Origin of the sequence: Streptomyces pluripotens, from assembly GCF_000802245.2 — a bacterium.
Classification (GTDB): domain Bacteria; phylum Actinomycetota; class Actinomycetes; order Streptomycetales; family Streptomycetaceae; genus Streptomyces; species Streptomyces pluripotens.
This window is the reverse complement of sequence record NZ_CP021080.1, coordinates 2,785,708-2,802,105: the sequence shown is the minus strand read 5'-3', so window position 1 is coordinate 2,802,105 and position 16,398 is coordinate 2,785,708. Positions and strand designations below refer to the sequence as shown.

Genomic DNA, 16,398 nt, shown 5'->3' with positions numbered 1-16,398 from the left:
GGGATTGACGCATAGTGCTCGACGTCAACTTCTTCGACGAGCTCCGGATCGGCCTGGCCACCGCTGACGACATCCGTCAGTGGAGCCACGGCGAGGTCAAGAAGCCCGAGACCATCAACTACCGCACCCTGAAGCCCGAGAAGGACGGCCTCTTCTGCGAGAAGATCTTCGGCCCCACCCGGGACTGGGAGTGCTACTGCGGCAAGTACAAGCGCGTCCGCTTCAAGGGCATCATCTGCGAGCGCTGTGGCGTCGAGGTCACGCGCGCCAAGGTGCGTCGTGAGCGGATGGGCCACATCGAACTGGCCGCGCCCGTCACCCACATCTGGTACTTCAAGGGCGTCCCGTCGCGCCTGGGCTACCTGCTCGACCTTGCCCCGAAGGACCTGGAGAAGGTCATCTACTTCGCGGCGTACATGATTACGTACGTCGACGAGGAGCGCCGTACCCGTGACCTGCCCTCGCTTGAGGCGCACGTCTCGGTCGAGCGCCAGCAGATCGAGAACCGCCGTGACTCCGACCTGGAGGCCCGGGCCAAGAAGCTCGAGACCGACCTGGCCGAGCTGGAGGCCGAGGGCGCCAAGGCCGACGTGCGCCGCAAGGTGCGCGAGGGTGCTGAGCGCGAGATGAAGCAGCTGCGCGACCGTGCGCAGCGCGAGATCGACCGCCTCGACGAGGTGTGGAACCGGTTCAAGAACCTCAAGGTCCAGGACCTGGAGGGCGACGAGCTGCTCTACCGCGAGCTGCGGGACCGCTTCGGCACGTACTTCGACGGCTCGATGGGTGCCGCGGCGCTGCAGAAGCGCCTGGAGTCCTTCGACCTAGAGGAGGAGGCCGAGAAGCTCCGCGAGATCATCCGCACCGGCAAGGGGCAGAAGAAGACCCGCGCCCTGAAGCGCCTGAAGGTCGTCTCCGCGTTCCTGCAGACCTCCAACAGCCCCAAGGGCATGGTCCTGGACTGTGTGCCGGTCATCCCGCCGGACCTGCGTCCGATGGTGCAGCTGGACGGTGGCCGCTTCGCGACCTCCGACCTGAACGACCTGTACCGCCGCGTCATCAACCGCAACAACCGCCTGAAGCGCCTCCTCGACCTCGGTGCGCCCGAGATCATCGTGAACAACGAGAAGCGCATGCTCCAGGAGGCCGTCGACGCGCTCTTCGACAACGGCCGTCGCGGTCGCCCGGTCACGGGCCCCGGCAACCGTCCGCTGAAGTCGCTGTCCGACATGCTGAAGGGCAAGCAGGGCCGCTTCCGTCAGAACCTGCTCGGTAAGCGAGTCGACTACTCGGCGCGTTCCGTCATCGTCGTCGGCCCGCAGCTGAAGCTGCACCAGTGCGGTCTGCCGAAGGCGATGGCGCTGGAGCTGTTCAAGCCGTTCGTGATGAAGCGCCTGGTCGACCTGAACCACGCGCAGAACATCAAGAGCGCCAAGCGCATGGTGGAGCGCGGTCGCACGGTCGTGTACGACGTCCTCGAAGAGGTCATCGCCGAGCACCCGGTGCTGCTGAACCGTGCTCCCACCCTGCACCGCCTCGGCATCCAGGCCTTCGAGCCGCAGCTGGTCGAGGGCAAGGCCATCCAGATCCACCCGCTCGTCTGCACCGCGTTCAACGCGGACTTCGACGGTGACCAGATGGCCGTGCACCTGCCGCTGTCCGCGGAGGCGCAGGCCGAGGCCCGCATCCTGATGCTGTCCTCGAACAACATCCTCAAGCCCGCCGACGGCCGTCCGGTGACGATGCCGACCCAGGACATGGTCCTCGGTCTGTTCTTCCTCACCACCGACGGCGAGATGCGGGACATCAAGGGCGAGGGCCGCCCGTTCGCTTCGGTCGCCGAGGCGATCATGGCGTTCGACGCCGGTGAGCTGTCGCTGCAGTCGCGCGTGGACATCCGCTTCCCGGTGGGTACCATCCCGCCGCGCGGCTGGACCCCGCCGGCCCCCGAGGAGGGGGACGACCTCGTCGGGGCAGGGGAGTGGCAGCAGGGTGACAGCTTCCGGCTGAACACCACGCTGGGTCGTGCGCTCTTCAATGAGCTGTTGCCCGAGGACTACCCGTTCGTCGACTACGAGGTCGGCAAGAAGCAGCTCTCCGAGATCGTCAACGACCTCGCCGAGCGCTACCCGAAGGTCATCGTGGCGGCGACGCTCGACAACCTGAAGGCGGCCGGCTTCTACTGGGCCACCCGTTCCGGTGTCACCGTCGCCATCTCCGACGTCGTCGTTCCCGAGGCGAAGAAGGAGATCGTCCGCGGCTACGAGGCGCAGGACGAGAAGGTCCAGAAGCAGTACGAGCGCGGTCTGATCACCAAGGACGAGCGCACGCAGGAGCTCATCGCGATCTGGACCAAGGCGACCAACGAGGTCGCCGAGGCGATGAACGACAACTTCCCGAAGACCAACCCGATCTTCATGATGGTGAACTCGGGTGCCCGAGGCAACATGATGCAGATGCGTCAGATTGCCGGTATGCGTGGTCTGGTGTCGAACGCGAAGAACGAGACGATTCCGCGTCCGATTAAGGCGTCGTTCCGTGAGGGCCTGTCCGTGCTGGAGTACTTCATCTCCACGCACGGTGCCCGTAAGGGTCTGGCGGACACCGCTCTGCGTACCGCTGACTCGGGTTACCTCACCCGTCGTCTGGTGGACGTTTCGCAGGACGTCATCATTCGCGAGGAGGACTGCGGCACCGACCGCGGCCTCAAGCTGCTGATCGCCGACCGGGGCGCGGACGGCGTGCTGCGCAAGACGGAGGACGTCGAGACCTCCGTGTACGCGCGCTGCCTCGCCGAGGACATCGTGGTCGACGGCCAGGTGCTGGCCCCGGCCGGCACCGACCTGGGCGACGTCCTCATCGAGGAGCTCGTCGGCCGTGGCGTCGAGGAGGTCAAGACCCGCTCGGTCCTGACCTGCGAGTCCGCCGTCGGTACCTGCGCGATGTGCTACGGCCGTTCGCTGGCCACCGGCAAGCTGGTCGACATCGGTGAGGCGGTCGGCATCATCGCCGCCCAGTCCATCGGTGAGCCCGGTACCCAGCTGACGATGCGTACCTTCCACACCGGTGGTGTGGCCGGTGACGACATCACCCAGGGTCTGCCGCGTGTCGTCGAGCTCTTCGAGGCCCGTACCCCGAAGGGTGTCGCCCCGATCTCCGAGGCCTCTGGCCGGGTGCGGATCGAGGAGACGGAGAAGACGAAGAAGATCATCGTCACGCCGGACGACGGCAGCGACGAGACGGCCTTCCCGATCTCCAAGCGCGCCAAGGTCCTGGTCCGCGAGGGCGACCACGTCGACGTGGGCCAGCAGCTCACCGTGGGTGCCACCAACCCGCACGACGTGCTGCGCATCCTGGGCCAGCGCGCCGTCCAGGTCCACCTGGTCGGCGAGGTCCAGAAGGTGTACAACTCGCAGGGTGTGTCGATCCACGACAAGCACATCGAGATCATCATCCGGCAGATGCTCCGCCGCGTGACGATCATCGAGTCCGGCGATGCCGAACTGCTGCCCGGCGAGCTGGTCGAGCGCTCGAAGTTCGAGCACGAGAACCGTCGTGTGGTCCAGGAGGGCGGTCACCCGGCCTCCGGTCGTCCGCAGCTGATGGGTATCACCAAGGCCTCGCTGGCGACCGAGTCCTGGCTGTCGGCGGCTTCCTTCCAGGAGACGACCCGAGTCCTGACGGATGCGGCGATCAACGCCAAGTCCGACAGCCTCATCGGCCTCAAGGAGAACGTCATCATCGGTAAGCTCATCCCGGCCGGTACGGGTCTGTCCCGCTACCGCAACATCCGGGTCGAGCCGACCGAGGAGGCCAAGGCCGCGATGTACTCGGCCGTCGGCTACGACGACATCGACTACTCGCCGTTCGGCACCGGCTCCGGCCAGGCCGTTCCGCTGGAGGACTACGACTACGGTCCGTACAACCAGTAAGCGGGCAGCTTGAACTGAAGGGCGGTCACCTCAAGAGGTGGCCGCCCTTCGGCGTGTCCGGGTGCCCGTTCGGGTGATCGCTTCGCATCGGTGAGGTCGTCCGCGCTCCCCGCCGGCCGGTCCGCGAGGGTGCGCCGCATCCGGCCGGGGAGGCAGACGGGGGAGGCGGAGGGGGGAGACAGAGGGGTGCCGAGGGGGCGACTTCAGCGGTCGCACGGAGTCCCGCCGCGGCGGCGGTGCTGCCCGTGCCGGTGACGGAGCGGGGAGCCGTCCGGCGCGCCACGCACTACCGCCGAAGCGGCGGGGCAAGGCGACGGCGGTCGTTGGTGGGGGTCGCGGCGTACGTCACCGTTCCGGTGAACATCGGCACGGACGACCGGGCAGCCGGGGTGCGGAGCAGGCTGGCGCGCCTGTGGCGCGGACACGGGCACCGGTCTGTCCGCGCGCTGTCGAACCCGCGCGCGGAGTCCCGTCGCTCGGCCGTCCGCTCCGGGCGCACCAGGCGTGCCATGAGGGGCTCCGAGGTCGATCCGGAGATCGCGCAGCGTAATCGGGGTTGGCGGTGTCCGCAGACCGGGGTCGCCGGGTCCCATTTGTTTTGACCGCAGCGAATGAGGTAGGTACGCTCAGACCTTGTGCCTGGGGTGTGCCCTGGCTCTCGTGCGTGCCTTCAACCGCATGGCGAGCCGTCACCGGCCACCGTAATCTGCGCCCTTTCCGCCTTGCGGCGGGAGTCTGCGGGATTCGACACACCCGACCGCGTGGGTCGGAGAAGTTCCAGGTTAGCTTTACCCATCGGCACACAGAAACCGGAGAAGTAGTGCCTACGATCCAGCAGCTGGTCCGCAAGGGCCGGCAGGACAAGGTCGAGAAGAACAAGACGCCCGCACTTGAGGGTTCCCCTCAGCGTCGTGGCGTCTGCACGCGTGTGTTCACGACCACCCCGAAGAAGCCGAACTCGGCCCTCCGTAAGGTCGCGCGTGTGCGTCTGACCAGCGGTATCGAGGTCACCGCTTACATTCCGGGTGAGGGACACAACCTGCAGGAGCACTCCATCGTGCTCGTGCGCGGCGGCCGTGTGAAGGACCTGCCGGGTGTTCGTTACAAGATCATCCGTGGCTCCCTCGACACCCAGGGTGTCAAGAACCGCAAGCAGGCCCGCAGCCGTTACGGCGCCAAGAAGGAGAAGTAAGAATGCCTCGTAAGGGCCCCGCCCCGAAGCGCCCGGTCATCATCGACCCGGTCTACGGTTCTCCTCTGGTGACCTCCCTGATCAACAAGGTGCTGCTGAACGGCAAGCGCTCCACCGCCGAGCGCATCGTCTACGGCGCCATGGAGGGCCTGCGCGAGAAGACCGGCAACGACCCGGTCATCACGCTCAAGCGCGCTCTCGAGAACATCAAGCCGACCCTCGAGGTCAAGTCCCGCCGTGTCGGTGGCGCCACCTACCAGGTCCCGGTCGAGGTCAAGCCCGGCCGTGCCAACACCCTGGCGCTGCGCTGGCTGGTCGGTTACTCCCGCGCCCGTCGCGAGAAGACCATGACCGAGCGTCTCCTCAACGAGCTCCTCGACGCCTCCAACGGCCTCGGTGCGGCCGTGAAGAAGCGCGAGGACACCCACAAGATGGCCGAGTCCAACAAGGCCTTCGCGCACTACCGCTGGTAGTCGCTACCCACATCGAGACCGAGAGAAGACTGAAGCCTTATGGCTACCACTTCACTTGACCTGGCCAAGGTGCGCAACATCGGCATCATGGCCCACATCGACGCGGGCAAGACGACCACCACCGAGCGGATCCTGTTCTACACCGGTGTGTCGTACAAGATCGGTGAGGTCCACGACGGCGCTGCCACCATGGACTGGATGGAGCAGGAGCAGGAGCGTGGCATCACGATCACCTCTGCTGCCACCACCTGCCACTGGCCGCTGGAGAACGTCGACCACACCATCAACATCATCGACACCCCGGGGCACGTCGACTTCACCGTCGAGGTGGAGCGCTCCCTGCGCGTGCTCGACGGTGCCGTGACGGTGTTCGACGGCGTCGCCGGTGTCGAGCCCCAGTCCGAGACGGTGTGGCGTCAGGCAGACCGCTACGGCGTTCCGCGTATCTGCTTCGTCAACAAGCTCGACCGGACCGGTGCCGAGTTCCACCGCTGCGTCGACATGATCAGCGACCGTCTGGGCGCGCAGCCGATCGTCATGCAGCTGCCGATCGGTGCCGAGGCGGACTTCAAGGGCGTCGTCGACCTCGTGACGATGAAGGCCCTGGTCTGGTCGGCCGAGGCCACCAAGGGCGAGATGTACGACACCGTCGACATCCCGGCCACGCACACCGAGGCGGCCGAGGAGTGGCGCGGCAAGCTGCTCGAGGCCGTCGCGGAGAACGACGAAGAGATCATGGAGCTGTACCTGGAGGGCGAGGAGCCTTCCGTGGAGCAGCTGTACGCCGCGATCCGTCGTATCACCATCGCGTCCGGCAAGGGCACCGGCACCACCGTGACCCCGGTGTTCTGCGGTACCGCGTTCAAGAACAAGGGCGTCCAGCCCCTGCTCGACGCGGTCGTGCGCTACCTGCCTTCCCCGCTCGACGTCGAGGCCATCGAGGGCCACGACGTCAGGGACGCGGAGCAGGTCGTCGAGCGTAAGCCGTCGGACGAGGAGCCGCTGTCCGCGCTGGCGTTCAAGATCATGAGCGACCCGCACCTCGGCAAGCTCACCTTCGTCCGGGTCTACTCGGGCCGCCTGGTGTCCGGCACGCAGGTGCTGAACTCCGTCAAGGGCAAGAAGGAGCGCATCGGCAAGATCTACCGTATGCACGCCAACAAGCGTGAGGAGATCGAGTCGGTGGGCGCCGGTGACATCGTCGCCGTCATGGGTCTGAAGCAGACCACGACCGGTGAGACGCTGTGCGACGACAAGGCCCCGGTGATCCTGGAGTCCATGGACTTCCCGGCACCGGTCATCCAGGTCGCCATCGAGCCCAAGTCGAAGGGTGACCAGGAGAAGCTGGGCGTCGCGATCCAGCGCCTCGCCGAGGAAGACCCGTCCTTCCAGGTCCACTCGGACGAGGAGACCGGCCAGACCATCATCGGTGGTATGGGCGAGCTGCACCTTGAGGTGCTGGTCGACCGCATGCGCCGTGAGTTCAAGGTCGAGGCCAACGTCGGCAAGCCGCAGGTGGCGTACCGCGAGACGATCCGCAAGACCGTCGAGCGCGTCGACTACACCCACAAGAAGCAGACCGGTGGTACCGGTCAGTTCGCGAAGGTGCAGATCGGCATCGAGCCGCTCGAGGGTGGCGACACCTCCTACGAGTTCGTGAACAAGGTGACCGGTGGTCGCATCCCGAAGGAGTACATCCCTTCGGTCGACGCCGGCTGCCAGGAGGCCATGCAGTTCGGCATCCTCGCCGGTTACGAGATGACCGGCGTGCGCGTCATCCTGCACGACGGCGCCTACCACGAGGTCGACTCCTCCGAGCTCGCCTTCAAGATCGCCGGTTCGCAGGCCTTCAAGGAGGCCGCGCGCAAGGCTTCGCCCGTGCTCCTCGAGCCGATGATGGCCGTAGAGGTCACCACGCCCGAGGACTACATGGGTGAGGTCATCGGCGACATCAACTCCCGCCGTGGCCAGATCCAGGCCATGGAGGAGCGGGCTGGTGCTCGCGTCGTGAAGGGCCTCGTGCCCCTGTCGGAGATGTTCGGCTACGTCGGCGACCTCCGCAGCAAGACGTCGGGTCGCGCAAGCTACTCGATGCAGTTCGACTCCTACGCCGAGGTTCCGCGGAACGTCGCCGAGGAGATCATCGCGAAGGCCAAGGGCGAGTAACGCTCCGCGTTCACACGCCGTAGGCTTGACTCCGGAGCCTCCAGGGGCATTCCACCGCAATCACGGACGGAATGCCCCGGGTTCCGGGCTTTTACAGCAAAGATCACCTGGCGCCGATGAAGTAAGGCGTACAGAACCACTCCACAGGAGGACCCCAGTGGCGAAGGCGAAGTTCGAGCGGACTAAGCCGCACGTCAACATCGGCACCATCGGTCACATCGACCACGGTAAGACGACCCTCACGGCCGCCATTACCAAGGTGCTGCACGACGCGTACCCGGAACTGAACGAGGCCACCCCGTTCGACAACATCGACAAGGCGCCCGAGGAGCGTCAGCGCGGTATCACCATCTCCATCGCGCACGTCGAGTACCAGACTGAGGCGCGTCACTACGCCCACGTCGACTGCCCGGGTCACGCGGACTACATCAAGAACATGATCACCGGTGCCGCCCAGATGGACGGCGCGATCCTGGTGGTCGCCGCCACCGACGGCCCGATGCCGCAGACCAAGGAGCACGTGCTCCTGGCCCGCCAGGTCGGCGTTCCGTACATCGTGGTCGCCCTGAACAAGGCCGACATGGTGGACGACGAGGAGATCCTGGAGCTCGTCGAGCTCGAGGTCCGTGAGCTCCTCACCGAGTACGAGTTCCCCGGCGACGACGTTCCGGTCGTCAAGGTCTCCGCCCTGAAGGCCCTTGAGGGCGAGAAGGAGTGGGTGGACTCCGTCCTCAACCTGATGAAGGCCGTCGACGAGTCGATCCCGCAGCCGGAGCGCGACGTCGACAAGCCGTTCCTCATGCCGATCGAGGACGTCTTCACCATCACCGGTCGCGGTACGGTCGTCACCGGCCGTATCGAGCGCGGTGTCCTCAAGGTGAACGAGGAAGTCGAGATCATCGGCATCAAGGAAGAGAAGACCAAGACCACGGTTACGGGCATCGAGATGTTCCGTAAGCTGCTGGACGAGGGTCAGGCCGGTGAGAACGTCGGTCTGCTGCTCCGTGGCATCAAGCGCGAGGATGTCGAGCGCGGCCAGGTCATCATCAAGCCGGGCACCGTCACCCCGCACACCGAGTTCGAGGCGCAGGCCTACATCCTGTCCAAGGACGAGGGTGGCCGCCACACGCCGTTCTTCAACAACTACCGCCCGCAGTTCTACTTCCGTACGACGGACGTGACCGGCGTGGTGACCCTCCCCGAGGGCACCGAGATGGTCATGCCGGGTGACAACACCGAGATGTCGGTGCAGCTCATCCAGCCCGTCGCCATGGAAGAGGGCCTGAAGTTCGCCATCCGTGAGGGTGGCCGTACCGTGGGCGCCGGCCAGGTCACCAAGATCCTGAAGTAAGTTCGCTTGCTTGAGGGTCACCAACTGACCTGAAGGTCTTCCGACCTGTGAGAGGCCCGTACGACTCCGGTCGTACGGGCCTCTTCGCGTGCTCCGGCGGAGGACCCGCCGGGCCCGGACGCAACGGGCGCAGCGGGCGTGGCGGACGGCGTGGCAGGGGCCGAGGGAGGCTTCGGTGGTGGTTGGCACCGGGCGCGACGGCGCCCCGGCGACGCCTGAGGCCCGGTTGCCCTCCTCCCATGAAGGGTTCACCTCAAACCCGTACCGAATGGATCACGGCTTGTCCACGACGTCGTGCACGGCTTGAGAGCGGGGCGGATGGCGTCCTAGGAATGATCAAGGCCCGGTCATCCGACGAAAGTGAGCCCGTGAGTACTGTCCCGCCACCGGAGAGGCCCGACGAGGAACCCGGCGAGCAGCCGTCCATACCCGATGAGCAATGGGATTCGTTTCTGCGGGACGTCACCGAGGGGACTGGTGGCACCGACGCGCCCAAGGAGCCGTCGGCGCGGGCCAGGGTGGTGGCGCGCAGGCTTCGTGAGGCGGACGACGCAGCGCAGCGGGCCCAGGCGGAGAAGCGGATGACGGGCCGGGTGACAAACCGGTTCAAGGGCCGTCGATGGTGGCTGCCCCGCGGGCGTCGGAGAGCCGCGCAGGCACCGCAGCCGGCGACACCGCCCGGCTGGCGCACCGGACCTGCGTGGCAGGAGATCAACGGAAAGGCCCAACGCCGGCGCCGGCGTTGGGCCGTGGCCGGCGTGGCCCTGGCGGTGGCCACCGCCCTGGTCGCCATCCGCCCCTCGCTCCTGCTGGACCACCTGCCCGGCCATCACACGGCCGGGGCCGACGCCTCCCCGGCACCGCTGCCCGCCGAGACGGCCTTGCCCTCCAGCGCCCCGAGCGCGGCCGGGCAGACCGTGCTGCCCACGCGTGACCATCCCTTCCTCGGCTCGCCGGCCCATGCATGGGCCGATGGCGCCGACGCCATCGAACTGCCACCCGCCAAGGCGGTCGGCGGCATGACCAAGGACGACGTGGCACTCGCCCTGCGCCGCACCAAGGAGTTCCTGGTCGACACCAGCCTGGACCCGGCCGTGCTGCGCGGCGGAGAGCCCACCCGGGCGCTGTCCCTCCTCGACCCGCTGCAGCGGAAGATGATGGCGTGGCTGCGGCAGTCACTGCGTCACGCGGACAAGAAGCACGACCCCATGAACTTCGTCAGCCGCTTCGATCCGAGCGAGGTGCGGCTGGCGGGCAAGGTGGTCAAGGTACGCGGCCATATGACGTTCGCCGCCGGGAAACCCGGTGAGGTGAAGGTGCACGCCGACTACACCTTCGTGTATCCGCTGGTGCGGGCCGGTGGCGGCGACGACCGGGTGACGCGCGCCATCGTCCGCCGCGAGGTGACCGCCACCCTCGCCGATCCGGGCCGCTGGATCGCGACGAAGGGGAAGCTTACGGTCGGGCCCTTCGAGGCCGAAACCTACAACAACGAGTGCGGAATCTACGACGGCTACCTGCACCCCGTCTTCCCCGGCGACTCGCCCACCGGTGCGCCGGCCACCGGAGCCGCCGAGGACCCCTACGACCGCAGCCAGCCCTTGAAGGACCTGTTTGACGAGGGCTGCGGAGACGTCACGCGTACCTGACGGGGGAACGCGTACCTGACGGGGGAATCGGGGCGCTACCGGTACGCGTGCGCGACACCTGCCCGGGTGCCCCGTGGGAACATCCGGGCCCGCCGGGCGAACGGGAACCTCGGCGCTGCGTGGCGCCCTTCCCGCGCCTTCCGTATCTTTGTATTTTTGTCCTGTCGAACATTGGACGGGGGAGTGCGGTTCCCCGGGACCGCGCAGCGGCAGGAGCAGGTGCTCAACGTGGATGAGACGGTGTCGGCGGGAGCAGGCATGCGGCAGTTGCTGCTCGCGCTCGGGGAGCCGGTCATCGATGTGGTCGCCGCGCCCGACGGGCTGGACGTCGACGTCGATGACGTGGCCATCCTGGACGCCGATGAGCAGCCCGACGCCTACCAGGCACACCTGGTGCTCGTCATCGGGGCGCGGGGCGGCAAGGCGCTGGGCATGGCGCGGGCCGCGGCCGAGCAGGGTGCCGCCGTGGTGGTGGTCAAGGTCGATCGCGACGATGACCGCGAGGCGCTGAAGGAACTCGCCGAGGACACGGGTGTCGTGGTGCTCGGCATCCGCCCTGAGGTCCGCTGGGGCACCCTGGACTCCCTGGTCAGACGTGCGGTCGCCGACGCTCGGATGGCCGGGGTGCCGGACCCTGACCAGCCCACCGACCTCTTCGCGCTGGCCGAGACGATCGCCGCCCTCACCGGCGGCAACGTCAGCATCGAGAACAGCGCCAACCGGGTGTTGGCCTACTCCCGCTCCGACGACGAGGTGGACGAACTCAGGCGGCGTTCGATCCTGGGATGGGAAGGCCCGGCCCACTACCTCGCCCTGCTGCGCCAGTGGGGTGTGTACGAACAGCTGCGGGCCGGTGGCCAGGTGGTGTGGGTCGAGGAACGTCCCGAACTGGGAATCCGGCGACGACTGGCGATCGGCATCCGCGTCCACGACCAGTGGTTGGGCACGATCTGGGTGCAGGAGGGCCGGCACAGCCTGTCCGACAGCGCGGAGCAGGCCCTGGCCGGCGCGGCCCGTGCGGCCGCCCTGCTGCTCGTACGGCACCGGACAGGGGCCCGGTCCGACCCGCAGACGGAGGAGGCGTTGCTCGGCCGGCTGCTCGCGGGGCACATAGACCCGCGCTCCTTCGCCACCAGCGTCGGCGTCGAGCTGACGCAGCCGGCTGCGATCGTCGCGTTCGCCCTGAAGGACGACGACACCGGGACGGACCGGCCGGCCTTCGAGCTGCAGCGGGCCGAGATGGCCAGTCTGGTCAGCGTCCACGCGGGTGCGTTCCGCCGGCGGGCCCTGGTGTCCGTCGGCGGCAACCGCGTGTACGTGCTGCTGCCGGGGCTACCGGAGGGGGCCGGCGAGGACATCGTCGTCGGACTGGCGGGCGACATCGTGCGGTCCGCGGGTCAGCGCCTGCACCTGGACGTCCGCGCGGCCGTCGGCTCGGTGGTCGGCGCCTTGGACTCGGTCGTCGAGTCCAAGGCGGAGGCGGACCGGGTCCTGGACATCATCACCCACCATGGCCGACGGCGCGTTGCCACCATCGCCGACGTGCGCTCGGAGGTCCTCGTCGGCGACACGCTCGCGCTGCTGCAGCAGCACCCCCGGCTACGCGACCCCCGGATCACCGCCCTGCTGGGCTACGACCGGGAGCACGACGCCGGGCTCGTCGACTCCGTCCTCACCTACATCGGCGCCCAGTGCAACATGCGGGCGGCGGCCCGTCTGCTGCACGTGCACACCAACACCCTCCGCTACCGGCTGAAGCGCGCGGAGGCGATCAGCGGGATCGATCTGGCCGACCCGCACCAATGCCTCTTCTCGCACCTCCAGCTGCTGCTGGAAACGGAAGCAGTGCCCGTGCGGAACGCCTCGCACGGGCACTGAATCGGGGCCACCGGGGCCGGGGCCGGGCGCCGGCCCGGAGGCTAGCCGACCTCCTCCATGACCGCCTCCGGCGCACGCTCCTCGCCCACGTCACCGGTGTGCAGCGCCTGGCGGAACCGGGCCAGTTCCTGCTTGACGAACGGGGCGAGCAGGTAGAGACCCACGATGTTGACCAGCGCCAGCAGGAAGAGCACCGCGTCGGTGAAGTCCAGCACGCTGCCGAAGGTGAGCACCGAGCCGATCACGATGAAGAGGCAGAAGACCACCTGGTAGATGCGCTCGCTGGTCTTCGTCTTGCCGAACAGGTGAATCCAGGCCTTCTGGCCGTAGTACGACCAGGTGATCATGGTCGAGACCGCGAAGAGGATGACCGCCACGGTGAGGACCTTCGGGAACCACGGCAGCACGGACTCGAAGGCCGAGGAGGTGACCGTGACGCCGTCGGGGGTGGTGCCGTCCGCCGCGTACTGCGCCTTGGCGTGGTTCCAGAAACCGCTGTTGGCGATGACGATCGTCAGCGCGGTCATGGTGCACACGATGACCGTGTCGATGAACGGTCCGATCAGTGCGACCAGGCCCTCGGTCACCGGGTAGCGGGTCTTCACCGCGGAGTGGGCGATGGGCGCCGAGCCCAGGCCGGCCTCGTTGGAGAAGGCGGCGCGGGTGAAGCCCACGATCAGCGCGCCGACGGCACCGCCGACCACACCCTGACCGGTGAAGGCCTCGTGGAAGATCGAACCGAACGCCGCCGGAACGGCCGTGATGTTGGTCAGGATGACGACCAGGCAGGCGCCGCAGTAGATGACGGCCATGCTCGGTACCAGACGGCTGGCCACCTTGCCGATCGACTTGATGCCTCCGATGATCACCGCGCCGACGACGAGGGCCAGCACGACGCCCATGGCCAGTGCCGATCCACTGCCGCCGAGTAGACCGCTGTCACCGCCGGTGACGTTGCGGATCTGGGTGACCGTCTGGTTGGCCTGGAACATGTTGCCGCCGCCGATGCCGAACAGCAGGATCATCACGGCCGCCAGAGCGGCGAGGACCTTGCCGAGGACGCGTCCGCCCGTACCGGGCAGGCGCTCCGCCAGGCCCTTGCTCAGGTACTTCATCGGTCCGCCCGAGTAGGACCCGTCCGCGTGCCGGTCGCGGTAGCGCACGCCCAGCGTGCACTCGACGAACTTCGAGGCCATGCCGAGCAGACCGCACAGCACCATCCAGAAGGTCGCCCCGGCGCCGCCGATGGTGATCGCCACGCCGACGCCCGCGATGTTGCCGAGGCCGACCGTTCCCGACAGGGCCGAGGACAGCGCCTGGAAGTGGGTGATCTCGCCCGGGTCATCGTGCCGGCTGTACCGGCCGCGCAGCAGGTTCAGGGACAGTTTGATGCTGCGCACCTGAATGAAACCGAAATAGACGGTGAAGACCGCCCCGGCCAGTACCAGCCAGGCCACGATCCATGGGAAGGTCGTCCCGAAGACGGTGACCTTTGCGAAGACGAAGTTGCCGAGCCCCTTGGCCAGTGGATCGAACAGCGAATTGATCTTTTCTTCAGTCTGTCCGAGAAAGCCGTGTTCCGCTCCCTGAGCCTGAAAGCGGATTGTGCTGAGGGCAGGCTGCAGCGCTTGAACCTGAGCCATGGGGTTGATCCTTTCCGCCGACCCGCCGACCTGGCGACGCATCGGTGCCGACCGGGCCCGAACTGGGGGACTGTGCTGCCGGGAACCCGTGTGTGAGACCCGAAGCCGTCGGGTTTCGGGAAACCGTAGGGGGTGCCGGTCGACCCAGTTCTCGTAAATGTGGACAAAGAACCGGCCAGTACGCCGTCAAAGTGACGTTCAGCGCTGCGCATGACAGGGCGGACCCTCTCTTCAGAGCACCTCCCGCGTCCGAGCGACTACGGACAGGTGGGGCACCGTGTCCTTATTCACCGCCGTGCCCCAGATCTGTGGACGTCCGGTGATCTGCGGACGGTCCGGGGCAGTGTCGTGGTCCGGGGTGGCGTTGTGGTTCGGGGACGAAGTGACGACAGGGGCCGCTGTCCGGTCGCGCACCACCGCACACCGCTCGGTCGCCCGGGTCGTCGCCCCCCCGTGGCCCAGGCCCCCCGCCGGCTCGCGGTTCGTACGCCGGGGGCCTGGACCCGCTTCCCTCCTCACGCCGCCGGGTGCCGCTGTGGAGCCGGGCCGGTCACAGGCGTTGCCACAGGGCCGGCACGTTCGGCGGTTCCCAGCCGGTCTGGGCCTGGTGGCCCTGGAGGCAGCGGTAGCTGGCACCGCCGTATGTCACCACGTCGCCCGTCTGGTAGACGGTGCCGGCCGCCCAGGTGCCGCTCGGGTCACCAGGATTCCCGGGGCCGCCGGGGCCGCCGGTGGTCGTCACGAGGGTGAGGCCGTATGTCTGCAACAGCGGGTTGATGGGCTGGAAGAAGGTCGTTCCACCGCTGGTGCAGTCGCCGGAGCCGCCGGAGGTGACGCCCTGGGCCTGGCTGCCGGAGAGGTAGGAGCCGCCGGAGTCGCCGGGCTCGGCGCACACCGTGGTCCGGGTGACGCCGGTGACGGTGCCCTCGGAATAGGTCACGCTGGTGTTCAGCTGCTGGATCGTCCCGCAGTGCCAGCCGCTCGTGGAGCCGGAGCGGCACACCGAGGAGCCCACGGGCGCCTGGGCCGACCCGGTTACCTGGACGTCCTGGCCGCCGGCACCGGACACGTACGGGGTCACGGTCCAGCCGCTGTTGACCGCCACCCACGCCATGTCGTTTCCGGGGAAGATCGACGCCTGGAAGCTGCCCTGCGTCGCCTGGTTGTAGCCGGCGGTGGTACTGCCCGCCTGGCCGCAGTGGCCCGCCGTGGCGAATCCCTGTCGGGTGCCGCTGGTGACCGGGAAACCGATCGAACAGCGGGTGTTGCCGTTGATGTAGTACGGGTCCCCGCCCCTGAGGTCGTACAGCGGCCGGGGCCGCTCGGCCGACTTCACGAGGTGGACCATCGACCTGTCGACCCCGGCGGCCTTCACCAGCGCACGGCCCGCCGCCGGCCGTACCACCTGCACCACCAGCTTGTTGCTGGGCACGTCGACGTACCAGACCGGGGCGTCGTCCGTGTTGCGGTGCGCAGCTGCCCGGTCCAGGCGGGCCTTGGCCGCGTCGAGCGCGACCAGGGAGCGGTGCACGACCACGGCCCGGGCGCCCCGGGCCTCGATCGCCGCCACGTCAGCGGAGTCCGTGGTCGCCACGTTCAGTGCGCTGGACTCGGCGCCGTGCACCCAGGCCCCCGCGAAGTCGCTGCCCAGGGCGGCTCGCAGTCGGCCCGCGGTTGCACCCGCCTCAGCCTCGTTCGCCAGCCGGCGTTCGGCCTGCCGCCGGTCCAGACCGAAATCGCGCTCCATGGCGCGCAGCATGGCGGGGGGAGTGTCGACGGTGTGCAGTGTCGCGGCGGCCGAAGGCGCCGACGGCACGTCCGCGGTGGCGGCTGCGGCGCTCGCCGAGCCGCCGGACAGCCCGGTCAGCAGTAGGGCACCCGCCGCCACGGCCGCGTAGCCGGCTCTGGTGGGTCGCTGGAGCATGGGGGATCTCCTTGGTTTCGGTGGGGAGGTGCCGAAACCGTAGGGAGTGTCAACCAGCGGGCATAAGACTTCAGTTGACCCCCCTGTCCAGGGTTATAGAACGGCGGAGACCGTCGGTTGGCGCGGACGGTGCCGCCAGGGGTGTGGTCGGTGTCGCGGGGTGACCGGTGCCACCGGAAGCGCGGGCGGTGTC

General features: G+C 68.0%; 9 protein-coding genes. 7 read left to right on the top strand and 2 right to left on the bottom strand.

Going from position 1 to position 16,398, the window contains the following annotated elements; all coding sequences use genetic code 11:
• Nucleotides 1–14 precede the first annotated feature (14 nt).
• From LK06_RS12420 to LK06_RS12390, 7 genes are all read left to right on the top strand, one after another.
• Nucleotides 15–3,929 (top strand): DNA-directed RNA polymerase subunit beta', encoded by a 3,915-nt coding sequence (locus LK06_RS12420; RefSeq protein ID WP_039656257.1) that lies wholly within the window; start codon nucleotides 15–17, stop codon nucleotides 3,927–3,929.
• 820 nt (nucleotides 3,930–4,749) lie between these two features.
• Nucleotides 4,750–5,121, top strand: coding sequence for a 30S ribosomal protein S12 (gene rpsL / locus LK06_RS12415; RefSeq protein ID WP_003948652.1), 372 nt, complete (start codon nucleotides 4,750–4,752; stop codon nucleotides 5,119–5,121).
• A gap of 2 nt (nucleotides 5,122–5,123) precedes the next feature.
• A complete protein-coding gene (gene rpsG, locus LK06_RS12410; RefSeq protein WP_003998848.1) occupies nucleotides 5,124–5,594 on the top strand; it encodes a 30S ribosomal protein S7 in 471 nt (156 codons plus the stop codon).
• 39 nt (nucleotides 5,595–5,633) lie between these two features.
• A complete protein-coding gene (gene fusA, locus LK06_RS12405; protein WP_039656256.1) occupies nucleotides 5,634–7,760 on the top strand; it encodes an elongation factor G in 2,127 nt (708 codons plus the stop codon).
• 157 nt (nucleotides 7,761–7,917) lie between these two features.
• Nucleotides 7,918–9,111, top strand: coding sequence for an elongation factor Tu (gene tuf, locus LK06_RS12400; protein ID WP_039656254.1), 1,194 nt, complete (start codon nucleotides 7,918–7,920; stop codon nucleotides 9,109–9,111).
• 368 nt (nucleotides 9,112–9,479) lie between these two features.
• A complete protein-coding gene (locus tag LK06_RS12395) occupies nucleotides 9,480–10,760 on the top strand; it encodes a hypothetical protein (protein WP_039656343.1) in 1,281 nt (426 codons plus the stop codon).
• 228 nt (nucleotides 10,761–10,988) lie between these two features.
• Nucleotides 10,989–12,638, top strand: a complete 1,650-nt coding sequence (locus tag LK06_RS12390; protein WP_234367398.1) for a PucR family transcriptional regulator — start codon at nucleotides 10,989–10,991, stop codon at nucleotides 12,636–12,638.
• 41 nt (nucleotides 12,639–12,679) lie between these two features.
• On the opposite strand, the gene LK06_RS12385 is transcribed toward LK06_RS12390, so the two are convergent.
• Nucleotides 12,680–14,281 (bottom strand): alanine/glycine:cation symporter family protein, encoded by a 1,602-nt coding sequence (locus tag LK06_RS12385; RefSeq protein ID WP_039656253.1) that lies wholly within the window; start codon nucleotides 14,279–14,281, stop codon nucleotides 12,680–12,682.
• A gap of 550 nt (nucleotides 14,282–14,831) precedes the next feature.
• The gene (locus tag LK06_RS12375; protein ID WP_086083311.1) at nucleotides 14,832–16,205 is read right to left on the bottom strand and encodes a carbohydrate-binding protein; all 1,374 of its coding nucleotides are present in this window, start codon (nucleotides 16,203–16,205) and stop codon (nucleotides 14,832–14,834) included.
• Nucleotides 16,206–16,398: the final 193 nt, after the last annotated feature.

Excerpts from the sequence above, each read along its gene's own strand:
- rpsG (WP_003998848.1), top strand. The coding sequence starts at position 5,124 with ATGCCTCGTAAGGGCCCCGCCCCGAAGCGCCCGGTCATCATCGACCCG.
- fusA (WP_039656256.1), top strand. The coding sequence starts at position 5,634 with ATGGCTACCACTTCACTTGACCTGGCCAAGGTGCGCAACATCGGCATC.
- LK06_RS12385 (WP_039656253.1), bottom strand. The coding sequence starts at position 14,281 with ATGGCTCAGGTTCAAGCGCTGCAGCCTGCCCTCAGCACAATCCGCTTT.
- LK06_RS12375 (WP_086083311.1), bottom strand. The coding sequence starts at position 16,205 with ATGCTCCAGCGACCCACCAGAGCCGGCTACGCGGCCGTGGCGGCGGGT.